Annotated in this window: 17 protein-coding genes and 2 pseudogenes; 9 read left to right on the forward strand and 10 right to left on the reverse strand. The window is 39.8% G+C overall.

The annotated features are described in order from the left end of the window. Positions 1-268: 268 nt before the first annotated feature. Entirely contained in the window at positions 269-646 is a 378-nt protein-coding gene (locus tag ACFIJ9_RS01525; protein WP_375635514.1) for a cell division protein ZapA, read from the reverse strand. Between the two features lie 12 nt (positions 647-658). Further along, positions 659-934, reverse strand: coding sequence for a DUF4164 domain-containing protein (locus ACFIJ9_RS01530; RefSeq protein ID WP_005774573.1), 276 nt, complete (start codon positions 932-934; stop codon positions 659-661). A 334-nt stretch (positions 935-1268) separates the two neighbouring features. On the opposite strand from ACFIJ9_RS01530, the gene tkt reads away from it, so the two are divergent. From tkt to ACFIJ9_RS01555, 5 genes are all read left to right on the forward strand, one after another. Continuing rightward, complete coding sequence (tkt, locus tag ACFIJ9_RS01535; protein ID WP_375635515.1) at positions 1269-3275, forward strand: transketolase; 2007 nt, start codon at positions 1269-1271, stop codon at positions 3273-3275. 202 nt (positions 3276-3477) lie between these two features. Further along, positions 3478-4485: a type I glyceraldehyde-3-phosphate dehydrogenase gene (gap, locus tag ACFIJ9_RS01540; protein WP_375635516.1), complete on the forward strand. Its 1008-nt coding sequence runs from the start codon at positions 3478-3480 to the stop codon at positions 4483-4485. Between the two features lie 515 nt (positions 4486-5000). Then, entirely contained in the window at positions 5001-6194 is a 1194-nt protein-coding gene (locus ACFIJ9_RS01545) for a phosphoglycerate kinase (RefSeq protein WP_375635658.1), read from the forward strand. Between the two features lie 129 nt (positions 6195-6323). Beyond that, a complete protein-coding gene (locus ACFIJ9_RS01550; protein ID WP_375635517.1) occupies positions 6324-7355 on the forward strand; it encodes a class I fructose-bisphosphate aldolase in 1032 nt (343 codons plus the stop codon). 739 nt (positions 7356-8094) lie between these two features. After that, the gene (locus ACFIJ9_RS01555; protein WP_375635518.1) at positions 8095-8433 is read left to right on the forward strand and encodes a hypothetical protein; all 339 of its coding nucleotides are present in this window, start codon (positions 8095-8097) and stop codon (positions 8431-8433) included. A gap of 1973 nt (positions 8434-10406) precedes the next feature. On the opposite strand, the pseudogene ACFIJ9_RS01560 reads toward ACFIJ9_RS01555, so the two are convergent. The 3 genes and pseudogenes from ACFIJ9_RS01560 to rpmE all read right to left on the reverse strand — a co-directional run. Beyond that, a pseudogene (locus tag ACFIJ9_RS01560) lies at positions 10407-10658 on the reverse strand (ABC transporter); the annotation flags it as partial. A gap of 338 nt (positions 10659-10996) precedes the next feature. Continuing rightward, the gene (locus ACFIJ9_RS01565; protein ID WP_375635519.1) at positions 10997-11122 is read right to left on the reverse strand and encodes a hypothetical protein; all 126 of its coding nucleotides are present in this window, start codon (positions 11120-11122) and stop codon (positions 10997-10999) included. 243 nt (positions 11123-11365) lie between these two features. Then, positions 11366-11587: a 50S ribosomal protein L31 gene (rpmE, locus tag ACFIJ9_RS01570; RefSeq protein ID WP_015856961.1), complete on the reverse strand. Its 222-nt coding sequence runs from the start codon at positions 11585-11587 to the stop codon at positions 11366-11368. Positions 11588-11774: 187 nt separating this feature from the next. On the opposite strand from rpmE, the gene ACFIJ9_RS01575 reads away from it, so the two are divergent. The 4 genes from ACFIJ9_RS01575 (at position 11775) to ACFIJ9_RS01590 (ending at position 15833) form a co-directional block, all read left to right on the forward strand. Then, positions 11775-13565: an ABC transporter transmembrane domain-containing protein gene (locus tag ACFIJ9_RS01575; protein WP_375635520.1), complete on the forward strand. Its 1791-nt coding sequence runs from the start codon at positions 11775-11777 to the stop codon at positions 13563-13565. Positions 13566-14597: 1032 nt separating this feature from the next. Then, positions 14598-14792, forward strand: coding sequence for a hypothetical protein (locus ACFIJ9_RS01580; RefSeq protein ID WP_375635521.1), 195 nt, complete (start codon positions 14598-14600; stop codon positions 14790-14792). Next, positions 14793-15308, forward strand: coding sequence for a hypothetical protein (locus ACFIJ9_RS01585; RefSeq protein WP_375635522.1), 516 nt, complete (start codon positions 14793-14795; stop codon positions 15306-15308). It begins immediately after the preceding gene. 123 nt (positions 15309-15431) lie between these two features. Beyond that, the gene (locus ACFIJ9_RS01590; protein WP_375635523.1) at positions 15432-15833 is read left to right on the forward strand and encodes a hypothetical protein; all 402 of its coding nucleotides are present in this window, start codon (positions 15432-15434) and stop codon (positions 15831-15833) included. 481 nt (positions 15834-16314) lie between these two features. Here ACFIJ9_RS01590 and ACFIJ9_RS01595 read toward each other — a convergent pair. From ACFIJ9_RS01595 to ACFIJ9_RS01615, 5 genes and pseudogenes are all read right to left on the reverse strand, one after another. Next, positions 16315-16591: pseudogene (locus ACFIJ9_RS01595) on the reverse strand (inositol monophosphatase family protein); the annotation flags it as partial. A 92-nt stretch (positions 16592-16683) separates the two neighbouring features. Next, entirely contained in the window at positions 16684-17475 is a 792-nt protein-coding gene (locus tag ACFIJ9_RS01600) for an inositol monophosphatase family protein (RefSeq protein WP_015856959.1), read from the reverse strand. A gap of 11 nt (positions 17476-17486) precedes the next feature. Further along, complete coding sequence (gene efp, locus ACFIJ9_RS01605; protein WP_273787683.1) at positions 17487-18062, reverse strand: elongation factor P; 576 nt, start codon at positions 18060-18062, stop codon at positions 17487-17489. 486 nt (positions 18063-18548) lie between these two features. Further along, positions 18549-19073 (reverse strand): helix-turn-helix domain-containing protein, encoded by a 525-nt coding sequence (locus tag ACFIJ9_RS01610; protein WP_375635524.1) that lies wholly within the window; start codon positions 19071-19073, stop codon positions 18549-18551. Between the two features lie 444 nt (positions 19074-19517). Then, the gene (locus ACFIJ9_RS01615; RefSeq protein WP_375635525.1) at positions 19518-20561 is read right to left on the reverse strand and encodes a tetratricopeptide repeat protein; all 1044 of its coding nucleotides are present in this window, start codon (positions 20559-20561) and stop codon (positions 19518-19520) included. Positions 20562-20880: the final 319 nt, after the last annotated feature.

Here is a 20880-nt window from a genome sequence, read left to right on the forward strand (position 1 = left end):
ATCTTGTTGTGCTGTTAAAAGACATCTCATTTGAAGGGTGGTGATATAAGGTTTCCTCTTTGATATAAGAAGTGTTTGTGCAGGGGTGAAATATTCAGGGCCGAGTTTTTCTTGTTGAGTTTTAAGTTTATCCCATAAGTGGTGAGTAGCTGGAATCCTCTCTATAAAAAACTGGACCATTTACAGACTGGTGTGGGTTTAAGAGTTTTTATCCTGTGAGGTGTAGCGGACAAGTAAAATCACTGGTTTGTTACGCGCTGATGTACTTTTAGAAATCTTCCTGTTCTTGAAAGTTTGTGCTGTTTTGATCATCTTTGAGCAATTGGTTGGTGAGATTTTCAATGCGTTGTGTGGTGTCACGCATAATTTTCCCCATGGTGCGGTCTCTTTCGTTGTGGAGTCGTAAAAGAGCATTGTAGTCTTCTTGTAGTTTTTTATTTTCTCGTTTTATTTCTTCCATTTCATCGATAATCATTATGCCAGCCATAACCGATAAACGATGGTCGCCAATTTCACCAAAATTGTTCTTTAAATGTGTGATATATTGATCCAATTGAGCAGCAAGCGCGATAAGACGACGTTCTTGTCCTTTATCACAAGCCATGCGATAAATTTTACCATCAATGGTAACGGAAACAGTTTCCATACATTCAAACCTTTATCTATCAATGACAACACGAATTGTTTCCATTGCTTTAATAAGACGTTTGGAAACTTCTTTGTTTACGGACTCTAAGCGTTCAATTTGGGCTTCAGCTTTGTCAAGCGCTTGAGCAAGATGGCTGCGGTCAGCATTCATTCGTTGAATTTCTTCTTCCCATTCGTTATTTTTATCAATAACGGCATTGCGGTTTATTATGGTGATCTCTAAAGTTCTAAGTGCTTTTTCTAGGTGCTCTAGAGCATCTTGTAGAACCGTCGTTTCTTGGTTCATTGCTTTTATCCTTTGGGTAATTGTATCCTTTATCAATGTGTTATGCAAAAACGAATCACTTTCAATTTTGTATTGTGTGCATTTTATTTTTAAGTATGTAGGATATTTTAGCAAGCAAAGCAGGGGATAGATATAAATTAAAAGCTGGATTTTTTGCGCGTATTGACATAAATGACATGGATATACAGGACGCGTGAGGGGAATGTTGTTAATGTTATTGAAGTGGTGGCAAAAAGTTTCACGCTAATGGTTAAAAAATAGTATTCCTTGAGAATTTTAAGAGAATACGGAAAAAGCAACAGAATAACGTATTTAACGAAATGGTCGATTATTCATGACAAATACCCACCAACAGAATCAGATGGCCAATGCTATCCGTTTTCTTGCTATTGATGCGATTGAAAAAGCAAATTCTGGTCATCCGGGCTTGCCAATGGGGGCAGCCGATATTGCTACGGTCCTTTATACACAATTCCTTGCTCATGATCCTAAAAATCCTCGCTGGCCTAACCGTGATCGTTTTGTGTTATCGGCGGGGCATGGGTCTATGTTGCTTTATGCTCTCTTGTATCTTTCTGGTTATGAAGATCTCTCTCTTGAGGATCTCAAAAATTTTCGCCAGATAGGGTCTAAACTTGCTGGGCATCCAGAATATGGGCATATTGCAGGAATCGAAACAACCACTGGGCCACTTGGACAAGGGTTGGCAAATGCTGTGGGAATGGCGATTGGTGAGCGTTTGCAAAATGCCCGTTTTGGTGATCTCATCAATCATTACACTTACGCGTTGGTGGGTGATGGATGCCTTATGGAAGGGATATCTCAAGAAGCGATTTCCCTTGCTGGCCATTTGAAACTCAATAAGTTGATTGTGTTGTGGGACGATAATAATATTTCCATCGATGGAGAGATTTCACTTGCTGATAGTACTGATCAGATTGCGCGTTTTAAAGCTTCTGGTTGGGAGACCCATAAAGTCAATGGGCATGATCAAGCAGCAATTGCGCGGGCTATTGAGGCGGCACAAAATTCCGATAAACCAACTTTGATTGCTTGTAAAACAACAATTGGTTTTGGAGCGCCAAATAAAGCGGGTACCAATAAAGTTCATGGAGCTCCTTTGGGCGCACGAGAAATCACTGAAACCCGTATCGCTTTAGGGTGGGAGGCTGAGCCTTTCGTTATTCCAGCCGATATTCTCGATAGTTGGCGCTTGGCTAGTCTCAATGCTGCTAAAAAACGTCAAAAGTGGGAAGCAAAATTTGCTGATCTTCCTGTCTCAGAGCGTGTGGAGTTCGAAAGATTGATGCGAGGCGATCTCGTGGGTGGATTTGATGGCGCTATTGATACTTATAAACAAAAACTGGTTGAAGAGCGCCCCGTTGTTGCTACGCGTAAAGCCTCGGAAATGGCTCTTGAAGTGATCAATGAAGTCGTTGTTGAGACCATTGGTGGTTCGGCTGATCTAACCGGATCTAATAATACCAAAAGCAGTCAGATGAAAAGTATCTCTGCTGAAGATTTTTCAGGGCGCTATCTGCATTATGGAATTCGCGAACATGCAATGGGAGCCGTGATGAATGGTCTTGCCCTTTATGGCGGCTTTATTCCTTATGGGGGAACCTTTTTATGCTTTTCTGACTATATGCGTCCCGCTATGCGGCTCTCTTCTTTGATGGGATTGCGGGTGATTTATGTCATGACTCATGATTCCATTGGTCTTGGTGAGGATGGTCCTACCCATCAACCCGTGGAGCATTTGGCTTGCCTGCGCGCAATGCCTAATCATCTTGTGTTCCGCCCTGCTGATGCTATGGAGACAGTTGAGTGTTGGCAATTGGCTTTGAAAGCACGCAAAACGCCTTCTACCTTGGCTTTGAGTCGACAAAATCTACCGCTTTTGCGTCAAGAGTATGAAGAAGAAAATCTCTGTATGCTCGGTGCTTATGAATTCCTAACAGCTAGCGATGATGCACAAGTGACGCTGTTTGCTTCTGGTTCAGAATTGCAAATTGCGGTGGAGGCACATGCGGTGTTAGAAGAAAAAGGCATTCCAACGCGTGTGGTTTCTGTGCCTTGTTTTGAACTCTTTTCTCAACAATCTCTCTCCTATCAGCGTGCTCTCATTGGAGATGCGCCGATTAAAATTGCCATTGAAGCTGCTGTCGCCCAAGGATGGGACCGTTTTATTGGCTGTGATGGTGTGTTTATTGGTATGGAGGGCTTTGGGGCAAGTGGAACAATTGATGCCCTTTATGCGCATTTCGGTATTACTTGTGAGAATGTGGTCGCCACTGTTGAAAAAGAGCTTGGAAAGATCAAAGAGGAAAAGACAAAATGACAGCTTGTGTTGTCATGAATGGGATGGTTTTAGGGCATCATATTCTGTGCAGTGTTCTGGATGATCTTGTGCATTATTGTGGATAAGTGAGTGAGTGATCAAGATATTGACATTGTGGGAATTAATGATTTGGGATTGGTGAAATACCCATTTATTGTGTTTTAAATGTTGTGCTTAAAAAATTGATGAGGAAACATGTGAAATGACAGTTCGTGTTGCAATTAATGGGTTTGGTCGTATTGGTCGCAATATTTTACGTGCACTTGTGGAAAGTGAACGGAAAGATATTGAAGTGGTCGCAATTAATGATTTGGGATCGGTGGAAACAAATGCCCATTTGTTGCGCTATGATTCAGTTCATGGGCGTTTCCCTGGGACCGTTAAGGTGGTAGGGGATGCCATTGATGTGGGGAGTGGTTTAATAAAGGTATGCGCAGAGCGTGATCCTGCTCAATTGCCTTGGAAAGATTTGGATATTGATATTGCTTTAGAATGTACGGGCATTTTTACTGCGCGTGATAAAGCAAGTGCTCATTTGGATGCGGGGGCAAAGCGTGTTCTTGTTTCTGCGCCTTCTGAAGGAGCAGATCTTACGGTCGTCTATGGGGTTAATCATCAATCTTTAAGCAGCGAGCATCGCGTTGTTTCAAATGCTTCTTGTACAACCAATTGTTTGGCGCCTGTTGCACAAGTCTTGCACAACACGGTGGGCATTGAAAAGGGCTTTATGACAACAATCCATTCTTATACGGGTGATCAACCTGTGTTGGATACAATGCATCGTGACCTTTATCGTGCACGTGCGGCAGCTCTTTCTATGATTCCTACCTCAACAGGAGCGGCAAAAGCTGTGGGATTGGTCTTGCCAGAATTAAAGGGATTGCTTGATGGTGTATCGATTCGTGTTCCGACCCCTAATGTTTCTGTGGTTGATTTGACATTTACCGCTAAGCGTTCCACAACAATTGAAGAAATTAATACAGCCATTGCTATTGCTGCACAAGGTCCTTTGAAGGGCGTTTTGGATTATACAGAAGAAAAACTCGTGAGTTGTGATTTTAATCATAATCCTCATTCAGCTATTTTCCACAATGATCAAACAAAAGTGATTGATGGTAAGCTCTGTCGCGTTTTGGTTTGGTATGATAATGAATGGGGCTTTTCTAACCGTATGAGTGATACGGCTGTGGCTTTTGCTAAGACAATATAAGAGGACCTCAGGGTCCTCCTTTTTATAGGAAAAAGTCTCATTTTTGTACAATTTTGAGAACAACAGATAGAGGCTGTTGTTCTCATGCGCTGGAGAGAAGAAACTATTGAAAAATTGATGGTGTGTTTTGTTTTAATACTGGGTCAATACGTGCTTTTAAAAGCTGCATGAAAGAGTAAACTTTGAAAAAGTAAGATCTGAACGAGACACTCTTTGAGAAAACGTCAGAAAATTAGGAGATGTAAATTCTTTTGCCTAGAAGTAAAAGGAAGCTTTAATAGAGATCAAGTTGAGCCAATGCATTTGTTTGCCACAATGGGATATGAAGATTAAGAGCAATGGTGGGCTTTTGTACATTTGATGATGAAAGCTTTGGCTTTTCAGAAGCAGAGGGTGAGAGATGGGCTGTCGTGGATCTCTTGTAAAAGCAAAGAGGGGATAAGTGGAAAGAAAAGTGGGCAGGGTTGTTGGATGCGTTTTTATTTGAAACAATGGAAAGTGAAGAGGAAGCAGTGATGGGGTTTCGTACACTTGATGATGTTGATGTCACTGGAAAACGTGTTCTTGTGCGGGTGGATTTTAATGTGCCAATGGCGCAGGGCAAGGTCTGTGATACGACACGCTTAGAGCGACATAAAGAGACACTCGTTGAGCTACAAAAGCGGGGTGCTAAACTTATTCTGCTTTCTCATTGTGGTCGCCCCAAAGGAAAGGTAGAGCCAGAGTTTTCACTCCGTCCTGTTGTGCAAGTGCTGGAAAAGATCATTAATCAGCCTGTTTCTTTTGCTCCTGACTGCATCGGTTCGGTGGTGCAGGTTGCGGTTGAGTCATTACAAAATGGGGGTATTTTACTGCTTGAAAATGTTCGTTTTTATGCTGGTGAAGAAAAGAATGATTGTTCTTTTGCGGAAGCTTTGGCTCATAATGGGGATCTCTATGTCAATGATGCTTTTTCAGTTTCTCATCGTGCCCATGCTTCGGTGGAGGGAATAACGCATTTGTTGCCTTCTTATGCAGGGCGTTCTTTGCAAGGTGAGATGCAGGCGTTAGAAAAGGGACTTGGCAATCCAACACACCCTGTGGTTGCCATTGTGGGAGGAGCGAAAGTTTCCAGCAAGCTTTTTGTGCTCAATCATTTGGTGGAAAAAGTTGATCATCTCGTGATTGGTGGGGGCATGGCTAACAGTTTTTTAGTAGCGCAAGGTGTGTCTGTTGGTAAGTCACTGTGTGAACATGCACTGATGGACACGATAAAAAAAATCATTAAAAAAGCGCAAGAGTGTCAATGTACGCTTCTGCTCCCTCAGGATGCTGTCGTTGGATTTCGCTTTGAAAAAGATGCACCGCATCGTCTTTATGACATTGAAGATATTCCACAAGATGGCATGATATTGGATATTGGGACACGCTCTATTGCGCATATCAATACTGTGATAGATAAAGCTGCTACTCTTGTGTGGAATGGACCCCTTGGTGTTTTTGAAATGTCTCCTTTTGATAAGGGGACCATTGCAGTTGCACGCCATGCAGCAGAACGTAGTTTGACGGGAAAGTTGGTTTCAATTGCGGGAGGGGGCGATACAGTTTTTGCTCTTAATCATGCTGGTGTTGCCAATGATTTTACTTATCTCTCGACTGCTGGAGGGGCTTTTTTAGAATGGATGGAAGGTAAGGTTCTGCCTGGAATTCTTGCCCTTATGCAGGCTTAGAGGGCTTCTTTGAAGAAGAAGGTTAAAGAAAAACTATACGGTCGTTTAAGGGTGTTTTGATAGTGTTGCGCACTTTTGGAAGTTTTAAGACAAAATGAAATTTTAAGACAAAATAAAGAGGATTTTTTTATGAATGAACGGCTTGAAGATATTGCACTTGCTTTGGTGCATGCGGGTAAAGGTATTTTGGCGGCAGATGAAAGTACGGCGACCATTGGAAAGCGTTTTGAAAGCATTGGTGTTGAATCCAATGAAGATAGACGCCGTGCTTATCGTGAAATGCTTTTTAGTACAAAAGAAGCAATGGAAAGCGCCATCTCTGGGGTTATTTTATTTGATGAAACCATTCGGCAAAAAGCATCAACTGGGAAAATGTTGACGGATCTTATTCGGGATGCAGGCGCTTTGCCAGGGATTAAAGTTGATACCGGTGCAAAACCCTTGGCCGCTTTTCCTCAAGAGACAATTACCGAAGGGTTGGATGGTCTTCGTGAACGGCTAAAAGACTATTATGCTTTGGGAGCACGTTTTGCTAAATGGCGTGCGGTGATTGCTATTGATGAACACACTTTGCCAACAAGAGGAGCAATAAGACAAAATGCACAAGCTCTTGCACGCTATGCTGCTTTGTGTCAGGAGTTCAAGATTGTGCCGATTGTTGAGCCCGAAGTGTTGATGGATGGACCATCGTGTGGGCATTCCATTACACGCTGCTTTGAGGTGACAAAAGCTGTCTTACAGACCGTCTTTAAAGAATTATTTGAAGCTCGTGTTCTTTTGGAGGGGATGATTTTAAAGCCCAATATGGTGATTGATGGTAAGGATGCGCGCAAGGCTTCTGTCGAAGAAGTTGCTGAAAAGACCGTCCAGGTGCTTAAACAGACTGTTCCTGCCGCTGTTCCAGGAATTGCTTTTCTTTCTGGAGGGCAGTCTGATCAGGAAGCAACGGCGCATTTATCTGCCATGAATTCTTTGGGCGCATTGCCTTGGAAATTGACTTTTTCTTATGGACGGGCATTGCAAGCAGCTGCTTTAAAAGCATGGGCTGGAAAAGATGAGAATATTGCTGTTGCACAGAAGGCATTTAGTCATCGGGCTTTGATGAATCATCTTGCGGCTTTGGGACAATGGACAACAGAACAAGAAAAAGCGTGCGCTTGAAGCACAAGCCCTATACCTAAATGCGGAGAGATTTTACATGTTTCTGCGTGATTTTGGGTGCCCTCATCATGATAAAAATGGCGGGGGCGTTTTAGGCTTGAAAGCTTTCTCAGAGAGTTTTCTCCTTGGACCTTTTAAAAGTCTCTAATGGGTACTATCGAGAGATAATATTGCGCAAGAGGTGCGATTGCGGGAAGGGGAGATGGTGCTTTAAAGGAAATTTGTGAATGCGCAGCATCTTAGTATGGTGTCGTTCATGGGTGGGCACTTGCTTTTTGAATGAAAATCATAAAACTAAGACTGTATTGAAGAGTTTGATATTGTGATATTTTTTCTTTTTCATGTTATCATTACTTGTCATCAGCAGAATTCATTTGATTGCAGTTTCAAAGGTGGATTAAGCGGGTAGATTAGAGAGTTGCGATGTCTGAGTGGATTTTAATATACAGCTTATGAAGTTTTTGTGCGTCAGGATAGCTTCCTCTGCAAGGGGGTAGCCTTTCTATTGACGAACGGATTGAATAACTCTTGCTAACAAAATAGATTTGCACCTCAATAAAACACCTATTTTTCGTTAAAATGAATAAATTTTTCTTGTATTTTATGATGATATAATTACAAATAGCTAATTTTACAGCATTTTGGCTTAAAATGGGGGGGAGTTGTGGACAGCATATCTTCTAAGAATACAAGCACAAAAAGAAAAAATCGATACGCAGAACAGAGCTTTTCTGTAATTATGATGCGAAAATTGTGCAATATGGTGCGTGGGGTATTCGAAGGGATCTTTACAGTATTTACTTTCATAATTTTTATTATCTTGCTCAGCATACGTGGACCGGTTCATACCGCATTAAAAGTCTTTGGGTCGGTGAGTGGAATAGGGTGCTTTTTGTTTTTTTTCGGATATCTCATAGAACGCCGTGAAGCAGCAGATGAAGCCGCTATATCGTACGCATTATTCTTAACAATTCTTGAAGGCGTTTCTTCTATTTGCTGCCTGTCTGCTGCGTGGGGTTACGACGCTCTCTTATTCCGTTTAGCACCTCCTGGGTATGTTCTTATTCTCCCTGAATAAATAGAGTGCAATTTGTTTGCATATAAATCAAAATGAGAGGTTGTCTGCCTCTCAAATTCTTAATAATCGCTCTCCAAGATCATAACATTAGACCTGCGTTTAATGAGAGGACTAACAAGCCTTGATCCTTAAGCTCAAGGAAATTCTTTAAAGGTTGCGTCTAACGGCATCCTTGACCTAAGACACCCAAACGGCTTATTTTATTTTTCTCATGCGGCTCTGAAATCATGATATAAGGGGAAAGCTTCTCATGGTGCCTAAATGGTATCTTATCGTGTGTTAAATGGAAAAATCAGAAAAAGCATCTTTATGCAATATAATCCAATTATGATTTTTTTATTTAAACATAAAGGATTTAAAGTCTTCTACAAGCTGATACGATAAAAGGGGGAAGGTCGCCTATACTGAGCAACTAAGGCGTATTTTAGGTGCTTTTGATATAGCTATATCTCCAGATGACTTTGAATGACTTATCCTTTTAGCTCTATTCACTACAAGGTCATTTTGAGGGCTATTGGTTAATGATTGTAAAGGAAAATTAGCACGTAATGTTTGGCTTTGCTGGTATAGATGCTGAATGAGTTAATTATCCAGAGGATCACTGAAGAGGGAGTGCTAAAAAATGATGGAAAATCCTCTGTACCTCGGTGAACTCGTGGTTGAAGATATAATTGTAGAACTTGGCTTATCTGTGACTGAAACAGCTGAACGGTTTAAAAGGGTTAGGGTGTTAGTTCTGCAGACGCTTGACTAGCTATAAAAAAATTATGATTTGGTGTAAGCTTTAAAACATAAATACCTTAAAAATATATCCTCTTTGTACATGTTTCTATCATCGTTAATGTGCCTTCTTAAAGCACGACAGGGGGTGGCTATAAAATTGAGGGCTGTAAATATAAATGATGGCGTTGGTGGTGGTGTGGGAAGATGGTGTCCAATTAAAGTACGCTATCCTTATTTTTATAGGCTATGACTGGAAGAAAGAGCTGGAGAGACAATTTGTGAGCAAAGAGAAAGTGTTTTGAGGATGCGTGTCTGCAAGAGCAGAACAGTGGTTGTGGTGATATTTACAAACAATAAATTTGATAAAATTTTACGATTTTGCCAACAGCTGGTTTATTATAAAAGCTGTTGCTTATACGCGCTCACAAAAGTTATAAGAAGCCCAAAAGCGCTAAAAGAGTTTTTGCTCTTTTTCAATAGTACGGATCTGCAAACAATGTTCAAAAAGTGTTCGTTTTTTTGAAAGAGAATAAAAGGATACTCTTGCAGATGAGAAAAGCCTATTTGTGAATTACAATTTGTCATGATTTTCGGTAAACACTATTGTTTAGGGCGGTGATAGAGGGCATGAAAAATTTTTCATATTCAGTTTTTTTAAGAGTGTGATCAGTCTTTAGGGTAGAGCTTGTATCCAGCCTATAAAGTGGGCCGCATAAGGGCTTCCTCGGTAAGGCGAGCACCATTATACTCTTTGCCAGTCGTATACTCTTTCCAGCGCCCCAATGTTGTGACAGCCCTTGGTATTTAAAGGGATAAGAGAGGCATTTTGTTCTTTTTTGTAAAGCTTCACTCCACACGCTAACTCTGCTTGTGATGTGCAAGCCAAGAGATTTTGTTTGATTCACTATGAGGGTTTGACATGAGAAAATCCTATGGTATTCATGATCTCTCATAAAAAACAATGAATTATCCTTATAAATCAACGTAACAGTGCTGTTATGAAGAGAACTCCTTGCACATCTTAATAGTTCATAAAGATTAACTGGGATCATTTTATATTTTGTACACAGATGAAGTATTTTTATAAAAATGCTCCATCTCACGCAGAAAAAACAGCCCGTTAAGACTTTAAAAAGAAAAAACTCTCAATGCTTGCCCTCTTTTTTCCATGAGAGATTCAAATTGATAAGCCTGTCTGAAAAGAGTACTGTTTATGTGCCCTTAAAGATACTGCTCTTTATAATGATCACTTACTCAGGTGAAAATTGGAGTTTTGCGAGGTAAGCATAGACGCCATTTTTTGCCACAAGTTCTGCATGGGTTCCTTCTTCCACAAGAGCGCCTTTATCCATCACGAGAATACGATCAGCTTTTAAAATTGTTGCCAAACGATGTGTAATTACCAAGGTTGTACGATTTTGCATCAATCTTTCTAAGGCGTCTTGCACCAACTTTTTACTGTTTGCATCTAAAGCAGATGTTGCTTCATCAAGCAGCAACACTTTGATTTATAATAATAGTTCACTGTTTTGTATGTTGAATGGGGATCCCGAATATTACAGGATTTTCTCATTTCAAACCTGTTCCATGTTGAAACAACAAAAACCATGTCTCTTGTACGTTACAAGTGGGGAGAGACCGCGTGAATAAAAAAATATTAAGGAAGGACTTAAAATGTTTATAATAAATCCTCTCAAGTGCCAAGGGCTGTAGCAATACCCATGAGCTGGCAAATATAATGATGGTGCCGGCTTGCAGCAACAGGGGTGCATTTCTTAGAATTGCACGTGCAATATCAATGTGTTGTTTTGTCCCCCAGAAAGCATGGTACCACGTTCTCCTATTCACGTATCAAGCTATCTGGTAAAGCTTGAATCAGTTCAAGCGCATTAGCCGCTTTAGCGGCGACAAGAATACTCTCTTCACGGGTATTTTTCAGTTCCAAAAAAAGAAGAATGGTTTGCAATTATTTTATTTCAGGTCGTTATACTCTACGAGGAAGGATTTATGCTCGTATTTCAAACTGATTTTTAAATTTAAAAAACGCAGCCACCAAGATTTATTAGTGCCTAAGATCCCATCTATTTATGTTGGATGCGTTTTTGAATTAATATTTAAAGTGCACTCTTTACAGCATAAAAAAACCAATCACTTACAATAGAGCAATCATTTTTTAAAACTTGTGCTCTTTATAATCAGGAATAGGCTTTTACATGCCAATATTACCAAAACGATTTTTGAATTTAGAAAGACGACCGCCACGGTCTACGAGTGTCTGGGAGCCACCTGTCCATGCTGGATGCGTTCTTGGGTCAATATCTAGATTAAGAGTATCGCCTTCTTTTCCCCAAGTAGAGCGCGTTTTATATTGGGTTCCATCCGTCATAACAACGGTAATTGTGTGATAGTTGGGATGAATATTCGCTTTCATGCGTAAAAACCTTTTGCGTTTACAGAATGAAACAGCACTTGCTCGATTTTTTAAGTGCGCTTCCTTTGTCTTTTTGATACATTGATTAAAGTATTTATTCCTATAGCTGAGCATGCATAAAAAAACAAGTGTTCAAGATGCATCATTGTATCAAGTGTTATAAATTCAATATAGTGAGCGAAACCTTATGAATCTCTTCAATCATTCAGAAAAATCTACAAAGTCTTCCCTTAAAAAATCTTCATTCTCTTCGCTTGCAATTTTTTTTCCTTATCTTTTGCGCTATCGTTGGTTGTTTATCTTTGCCTTTCTAGCGTTATCTGTTGCTGCTCTTGTCACATTAGCTTTGCCTGTGGCTATCCGCCAAATGTTTGATCATGGGTTTTCTACTTCAAGCCATGGACATATCAATTTTTACTTCGGAATTTTGTTTATCTTAGCCTTGCTTCTCGCATTTGCTTCTGCTGGCCGTTATTATTGTGTTATCACATTGGGAGAGCGGATTGTTGCCGATTTACGGCGTGATGTGTTTATTCATATTATGAAACTTTCTCCTGCTTTTTTTGATCGGTCGCATTCAGGAGAGATTGTTTCAAGGCTTCTAACAGATACCACACAAATAAAATTAGCTGTGGGTTCTACCGCCTCTACTGCTTTGCGTCAGTTGATTATAGTGATCGGAGCCGTCGTGATGATGGTGATTACCAATGCTAAATTGTCTTTGTTGGTTTTGGTTGCTATTCCTGTTGTGGCTATTCCCTTGGTGGTTTTTGGGCGGAAAGTTCGCTCTCGTACGCGTGCGGCGCAAGATCGTCTGGCAGATGCCAATGCTGTTGCTACAGAACAGGTAAGTGCTATTCGCACTGTGCAAGCTTTTACCGCAGAAAAACTCGTTGCAACACGGTTTTCACAATTGATAGAACGGGCTTTTCAAACAGCACGTGCTTCTGTGATCCTGCGCTCCTTTTTTACGGGGTTTGCAATTTTTTTGGTTTTTAGCAGTGTGGTTGCTGTTTTATGGATTGGGTCGCGCGATGTTTTGAATGGAACGATGACAGGTGGGACATTAGGGCAATTTGTCCTTTATGCGGTTTTTGGAGCTTCTACTTTTGCGCAATTATCGGAACTGGGGGCAGAGTTAATCCAAGCAGCAGGCGCTGCTGAGCGGCTTTCCGAATTGCTACAAGAACAACCTACTATTGTAGCTCCTAAAAATCCTTTATCATTGGAACAACCTGTTCGAGGCGAACTTGTTTTTGATCAGGTTGATTTTATTTATCCTTCTAGACCACAAGAGAAGATTTTACGCTCGCTTTCGTTTTCTGTGAAGGCAGGCGAAACGGTTGCTTTTGTTGGGGCTTCAGGAGCAGGAAAAAGCACCATTTTTTCTTTGATCCTTCGTTTTTATGACCCGATAAGTGGAACAATTCGGTTGGATGGCATGGAAATTAATCGCCTTTCTTTAGAAGATTTACGCAGCGCAATTTCCTATGTTCCACAGGATGTCGCCATTTTTGATGGAACATTGCGTGATAATATTATTTTTGGAACTGAAAATACTCATGAAGAGGAAATCCTTTCTGCCGCTAAGGCGGCTAATGCACTTGAATTTATTCAAGCTTTACCAGATGGCTTGGATACGCAAGTAGGAGAACGTGGTACCATGCTTTCTGGGGGGCAAAAACAACGCATTGGTATTGCACGGGCAATTCTAAGAAATGCACCCCTGTTGCTACTTGATGAAGCAACATCTGCTTTAGATGCAAACAGTGAAAAGTTGGTGCAAGACGCCTTAGAAGGATTGATGCAAAATCGTACAACCTTGGTAATTGCACATCGTTTGGCAACAATTTTAAAAGCTGATCGTATTCTCGTGATGGATAAAGGCGCTCTTGTGGAAGAAGGAACCCATGCAGAACTTGTGGCAAAAAATGGCGTCTATGCTTACCTCGCAAAACTCCAATTTTCACCGGAGTAAGTGATCTTGATACAAGAGCAGTATCTTTAAGGACATAACCAGCACTCCTTTCAGACAGGCTTATCAATTTGAATCTCTCATGGAAAAAAGAGGGCAAGCATTGAGAGGTTTTTCTTTTTAAAGTCTTAACGGGCTGTCCTTTTTTCTGCGTGAGACGGAGCATTTTTATAAAAATACTTCATCTGTGTACAGAATATAAAATGACACCCAGTTAATCTCTATGAACTATTAAGATGTGCAAGGAGTTCTCTTCATAACAGCACTGTCACGTTGATTTATAAGGATAATTCATTGTTTTTTATGAGAGATTATTAATACTATAGGATTTTCTCATGTCAAATTTAGTTATATTAAATCAATCAAAACCATGTCTCTTGTATGTGGCAAGCAGAGAGAGCCCGCGTGAATAAAACACTTTAGAAAGAATAAGTCCTCTTCATGAATCGTCACAAGTTGTAGGGACTGTCACAACGGGGGGCGCTGGCATAAGAGTATGATGGTGCTGGGCTACTTAAAGAAGAACTGATAAATAGGCAGAGAGGCGCTTTTTATCGATGTTATAAAACAGTGCGAACAAAGCACGCAGTTTGTTTTGCTGTTTGGTTGAGTTAAGGTTTTTATTACTTTGAAAATCAATATTTCATGGATCATGCATTTTGAGGGCTTATAAGGCTTTTCTTTAAAGTACATAAATCACTAAAACAGCATTATTAAATACAAATTGTTCTATTTTACCAACAAAAATATCTATATTTTGTGTATTGTTTTTATTAAAATATAATATGTAGTGATTTTCAAATCAGATGTACACACAATGATACAATATCGAGAAATCGATAAAAGAGCTGCGTTAAATGTTGGTGAGAATAAAAGAGAGCAAGAATGGAAGAAGACATAAAATGGGCAATAGCTTTCATAATAGCTACAATTAAGGTCATTTGGAAATGAGGGAAAGAATGTGGGAGCAGAAGATTCGGCGTTATAATTTTCTGCATCATATTGATGGGGAAGTCGTGGTATTTGGGATACTCAGTGGATTTTTTGTTTGGTTTTGCAATGATAGTGTGTTGTGGAGGAAGCTTAATGCTTGCATTGGCAATTTATCAAAACAAGCATTTAACTAAACAACTTGAGCCAAAAGAGCAAGATTGCGTTGGATATCAAGATATTATTGCAGAAGGGGAACAGAGACTTTTGGCAAAAACTCAAAAAGTATCGCAGGAATAGTTGAAACAATGGGATGAGGGAGTAAGGCTATGGGAAAGAGACGTACTGGGGATAAAAAATCCTAGGGAAGATATGAAATTCAGTGGAGATCGGCTTCCATTGGTAAAGGATATTTGTGTTCGAGGTGAGCACAAAGTGCGTTTATTGTACAAGCAAGCACTTGGAAAAAAACTTACTTATGAACATTACAAAAAAATATGTAGTGTCTTGGATAACTCGTATTTTAAGAAATTTTGTGTAAAAGCAGTGCGATTAATGAGAAAGAATGGAATAACTCTGCAAAAGTTTGTAGATCCTCTTACGAACAAAAAACGGAGTCAACCTACGATGTTATTACTTCATTGGTGGTTATATGTTCTTGATGATATGATTACAGCTGAATGTAAACAGCACCAAAAGGAAAACTCTACAGGGGAGTATAAAAAGAAAAAGTTTACAGATACTTTGTGGGACAGCATCTCTATAAGTACAGAACATGAAGAGATAGAGGAAATACTAACGCTTTCGAAATCTTGATCTGGTGAGTGTACTTTATTATTATATTGTAAAAAGAATGTGTTGTTGTTGTTGTGTGATATTTCCAGTGATTATAAGGCGGCAAGAGAAACTTTCATTTACTATAAGAAGCTTATTAAAACAGTGAAAAAGGGCTATGTTGCCTTTGATAATGGTTGCCATTCTGTCACAGTTAGAGATGTAATCAATACTTGTAAAGAGAATGACACAAATAGAGCAAAAAATCTTTCCATTGTTGAAGGGAATCCAACATTTGAAGAAATTTATAAATTAGGCGTTAAAGAGTGGATGAAATCATCAAATGAGAAATGCGATAACCGATTGATCTTTTGGGAGAAGCTTGTTGAGGAAAAAAAGTTAAAAGAAAAATTAAAAATTATCTTCTGTAATGAGAAGGTAAAGGTGCTGGAAGAGGCTATTGAAAAAGATAAAGAGCAGCTTGCAAGTGAAATGCAGAAAGCAATTTTGGAAAACAAAGATTTTCATTATTATAAATGTCGTCGGCATTTGATAAACTATTTGTAAAACGGTTGAATAAAGGGGTAGAGAACAGTCCTATAAATCAGTGGATTTTCGGAAATCTCTGCTATTATGCAGTGGTGGAAAAGACGTGAAAACTCTTAAACATATGCGGCAGCTTTTATGAGAGAGGAGAGTTTTTTGATCAATGGATAGCGCACTATAAAGAGCATATATTGAGGAGGAAATGGATTGTGTTTTTGTTTTGGGTTCGATAATTGCTTTTTGTAGCTTTTTGTTATGATGTTTTTTTGTTTATTGCCTTTTTTAGCTTGTTTGGAGGGGGATTTGAATAACAGAAACGTCAATAAGGTAAGCTGTTGAGGATTGCTTTTGTGGGGGTATAGCGAGTATATTTTTTATTTGTGATGATGTTTTTGTCACTATCTGATCAGTTATTTCCTATCGTTTTATGTAAAGAAAATTTAAAACTCTCTCTCCACGTGGTTTTTTAAGGTTCTAAGGTTTTTGTAAAAAACTGTAAGAGTTAAATACTTTTTTTGAGGGTTTTTTCTAGTTTGATGCGAATGTGTTCATTGCCAGCAATGATATTTTTTTGCGGGATATATTGTTGCCTTCTTTATCGGTGATAAAGCCGCCGGCTTCGCGAACCATCAGTATGCCGGTAGTTCTATCAAAAATTTGTAGGTTATCTTCCCAAAAGCCATCGGTTTTTCCTGCGGTGACATAAGCTAAATTAAGAGCAGCAGCGCTAAGACGGCGAAGTCCAGCAACTTTCATCATTACTTGCGCAATTCAATAAGAGATAAGGTTGCGTGATGAGAGATATCTCTATGGGGATGTTGCAAAGTTGAACTTTTAGCATTGCCTTTTAAAAAGACACTACTTCTGAGGTCTAAATGCCTTTTTTGAGGGTTTTTTCTAGTTTGATGCGAATGTGTTCATTGCCAGCAATGATATTTTTTTTGCGGAATATATCGCTGCCGCCTTCTTTATCGGTGACAAAACCACCGGCTTCGCGAACCATCAATATTCCAGCAGCCATATCCCAAATTTGCAGGTTATCTTCCCAAAAGCCATCGGTTCGGCCAGAAGCAACATAAGCTAAATCAAGAGCAGCAGCGCCAAAACGGCGAAGTCCGGCAACTTCCGCCATCACATTGCGTAATTCAATAAGATAGGTTCCATGATTTGGGCGACCAAAATGCGGCATACCTGTGGCAATGACACAATCTTCTAGTCTGCGTCGAGCAGAAACGCGACAGCGCCGGTCATTGAAAAAAGCACCACAACCGCGTTCTGCGGTAAATAGTTCATCACTTACGGGATTGTAAATGACACCAGCAACGATTTTCCCTTGACTTTCTAAGGCAATGGAAACAGCAAAAAAAGGAATGCCATGAAGAAAATTTGTGGTGCCATCTAGAGGGTCAATAATGAAACGATGTTGGGAATCTTCGCCAATGATTTCTTCAGATTCTTCCATTAGAAAACCAAATTTGGGGCGCGCTTTGCTTAATTCATTGAAAATGATTTTTTCTGCTTTGCGATCTGCTTGGCTGACATAATCTGCTGGTCCTTTCAAAGATACTTGCAAATTTTGCACTTCACCGTAATCACGCACCAACGAGCGTCCTGCTTTCATTGCAGCTTGCACCATGACATTCATGACTGCAGAATGGGCCATTTTTTATTCCTTTATTTATCTTTTTCATTTGCGCGACGCAAATAAATCAACTCATTGGTGTCTACAATAATACGTTCACCAGCATTCATAAAGGGGGGAACAAGAATACGAATCCCGTTTTCAAGAATGGCGGGTTTATAAGAGGAGGTAACCGTTTGTCCTTTGATGGCAGGATCGGCTTCCACAATCGTGACAGCAACTTGATCAGGAAGTGAGATGCCAATAGGCTTTTCTTGATAAAGTTCAACTGTGACAGTCATCCCATCTTGGAGAAACGCAGCACGTTCACCAACAAAATCCTTTTGAAGTTCAAGTTGTTCATAAGATTCTGAATCCATAAAGACCAAAGCATCCCCTTGTTGATAAAGAAATGTGAAATCTTTTTGTTCAAGGCGCACGCGTTCAACCGTCTCAGCAGCACGAAACCGTTCATTAAGTTTTGTACCATCAATTAAATTTTTCATTTCAACTTGGTTAAATGCACCACCTTTTCCTGGTTTTACAGCGTTGCATTTAACAGCAACCCATAAGCTTCCTTGATGTTCGATCACATTACCAGGGCGAATTTCATTGCCATTAATTTTCATCGTTTCTATCCAATTCTATTCTTGCAAAAAGAACTCTTTTGTTGTCGTTATGGCGCTTTTCTTTGCTGCCTTTAACGGTGAGCTCTTTTGTTATTTTCGGGCTCAAATCTCTTTGATTAGCCTTGCGGCTCTCTCATGGTCCTGTGTGCTCCATAGGTTTTCTCATGTTTTTTGCAAAGAGAAAAGCTTAAGTAAAAAAGGACCTTGATGTATTTTTGCTTTTCAGTTCTTTGCAAGACCATAAAAAGCGCTCAGACGCAAGCTTTTTAAAAATTTGCACAAAAATTTTTTAGAATTTTTGGGGGAATTTATCCCGTTGTGTCGTAAAATATCATCATTGATGGCAATGATATAATTGATGGCAATGATATAAGTTCCGTAAAACCATGAGGTGTTTTTAATTGAGAATGTGTGGTGAATATTTGAATACGGAGTTTATTATAGTGTCTCATGGGATAGAGTGTGGTGTGTGCTATCCGTATGATGTTAGCTTGCATTCTCATCAGAGATCAGCTGTAAAATGGCTTTCTTTTTTACAGTGGTTAGAACTCTAAATCTTTTTAAAAGCAGGTATTCCTCTGTGCTTGATGCGATTTCATCATGGTGGTATGGGGGCTGTTGTTTTGTGACGATATCAGCATAGAAAAAGGAAACCGGAACATTTAGGATATCGGAAATCTCTTTTAAACGCCCTGCACTGACACGATTTAAGCCGTTTTCATATTTCTGGATTTGTTGGAAAGTAACACCTAAATGTTGACCTAAAGTTGTTTGAGACATTTTTAGCATTTTTCGTCTCAAACGAATTTTTTTGCCTACAAAAAGATCAATATGAGGATTTTTAGCTCGCATTTTAAAGCCCCCGCCGGTTGCGAGCGCCCTCGCGTTGGTATTCCGGGAGCTTGAAAATACTGAACTCAAATCAGCCTTTTTGCTTTTAGTGCTTAAAGCACCTGGACATAGCAAAAACTCCCGGAATTCCGGGATACCCACAAAGTGGGGTAAATTCATGTTTGAGTTTTCGGGTTTTCAAGGCCCTATTGGTCGTTGCGTATGCGACCAAAACATCTTTTAATTCATAAAGTAATTTTAGGGAATTTACAATAAAAAATAGTTTTTTTATAAGAGACGGCGTGTTTTTTATCCAAGCAAAAAGAATGAAAAAATAGAGCTTTTGGAATTTGCGTGATAGCCTAGTTCTTTTGCTTATTGGATATTGTTTGCTTAAGCAAATGACATCAGTGCGTTTTCTTTACCAATGGAAATGTCGTTATAAAGATCTTTGGTTTGCATTTCCCTCCGACGGGGTGCGAGCGCCCTCGCATTGGTATTCTGGGAGTTAAAAACACTGAGTCCTAGTCAGCCTTTTTGCTTTTAGGGCTTATCGCCCCTAGACAGTGCAAAATCTTCCGGAATTTCTATAAATTTTATCTTTTTGAAGCAGAGAGGAGTATTTTAAAAAACAGGAAGGAGCTTTATTGCTTCTTTGTGCGCTTTTTCTAGTTGTGTTTTGTCCATGCCTTGGAGCATCATTTCAAGATCAGGGGCTTGCATTTTTGCCTCCTTTGCAAGCATATACCATGCCGCTGCCATTATTATATCGCCTTTTGTTCCTGTGCCATCTCGATAAAGCCTTGCAAGGGAAATCTGTGCTGGTGCTATCATGTTGATAGCATTTCTTTGAAGTAAATGAAAAGCACGGGGAAAATCTGTTTCTCCTCCACGCCCCTGTATAAGCCATTGTGCTAAATGAAGTTGAGCTTTTAAGTGGTTGTTTTGAGCCGCTACCTCCATGAGTTTGCGGGCATTGCGATCATCCTTGGGTCGTGTTAACGTGCCTAAGGCAAGAATTTTTGCAGCAGAAAAAGCAGCTTCAGCATCCCCAAGAGCAGCACCTTTTAAGTACAATTTTAAGGCTTGCTCGATTGCTTCATTTTCACGACTTTGGGAAGAAACACCGGGGAGAGCTTGTTTTTCCTGTGAGGCTTTATAAAGAAGCAGTTGTCCATAATAAAAATAGGCTTCCTTGACGCCTGCATTGACAGCTTTTTGAATGAATTGTTCACCAAGTTCTTGATTTTGTTTTATAAAGTGACCATCAAACAACATAAGTCCATAGCGTAGTTGTGCTTGGGGTTCCCCCTGTTTTGCGGCGCGTTCAAACCATAAAGCAGCACGCGCACCGTCAATAGGGACAGCACATCCCTCCATATAAATTCGGGCAAGAAGAGTTTGTGCAAAAGGATCATTTTTTTCAGCACGTCGGAGTGCTTCACGAAAAGCTTTTAAATAATAACCTTGGATGTAATAGTCATAGGCTTGATCATAGTCTCCAGCTTTTAAGGGCTGAAAAGGTTCTTGAGTGTTTGAAGCTTCTTGAATCGTATTGAAAGAGCCTTCAGAACTTGAGAATTCTTCAGTGTTTCCAGCTGAATTGACAGCAGAACTTGCAAGTCCAATCACGCCTAAGATAAGCAGCTTCACGCTTCTCTTGATCATGGTGTTTTCTCCTCATTACCGATCAGAATTTTCACATTTTTCTTTCATCATTACAAGCCGTATAAGAATCTCATTTCTATATTACTTTTTATTTCTCAGTTTTTCATCTTAGTTAAGGTAGGGTTGGGTAAGTTTAAAAAAATAGCATAAATGTCGACGAGAGCCAGACTGTTTAAAACAGTTTTGTTAAAAATAATAATGATGAAGAGTATCGTGTGTAAAAATGCTTATCTTCTATTATATTAAGGGCATCTCCTCCTAAAATGAAAAAATGCTTACAATGGGGGCTGCTTTTTAAAATACGTATGAATGCTTATGA

The organism is Bartonella sp. MR90HLJMH (genome assembly GCF_042194115.1).
GTDB classification, from domain to species: domain Bacteria; phylum Pseudomonadota; class Alphaproteobacteria; order Rhizobiales; family Rhizobiaceae; genus Bartonella; species Bartonella grahamii.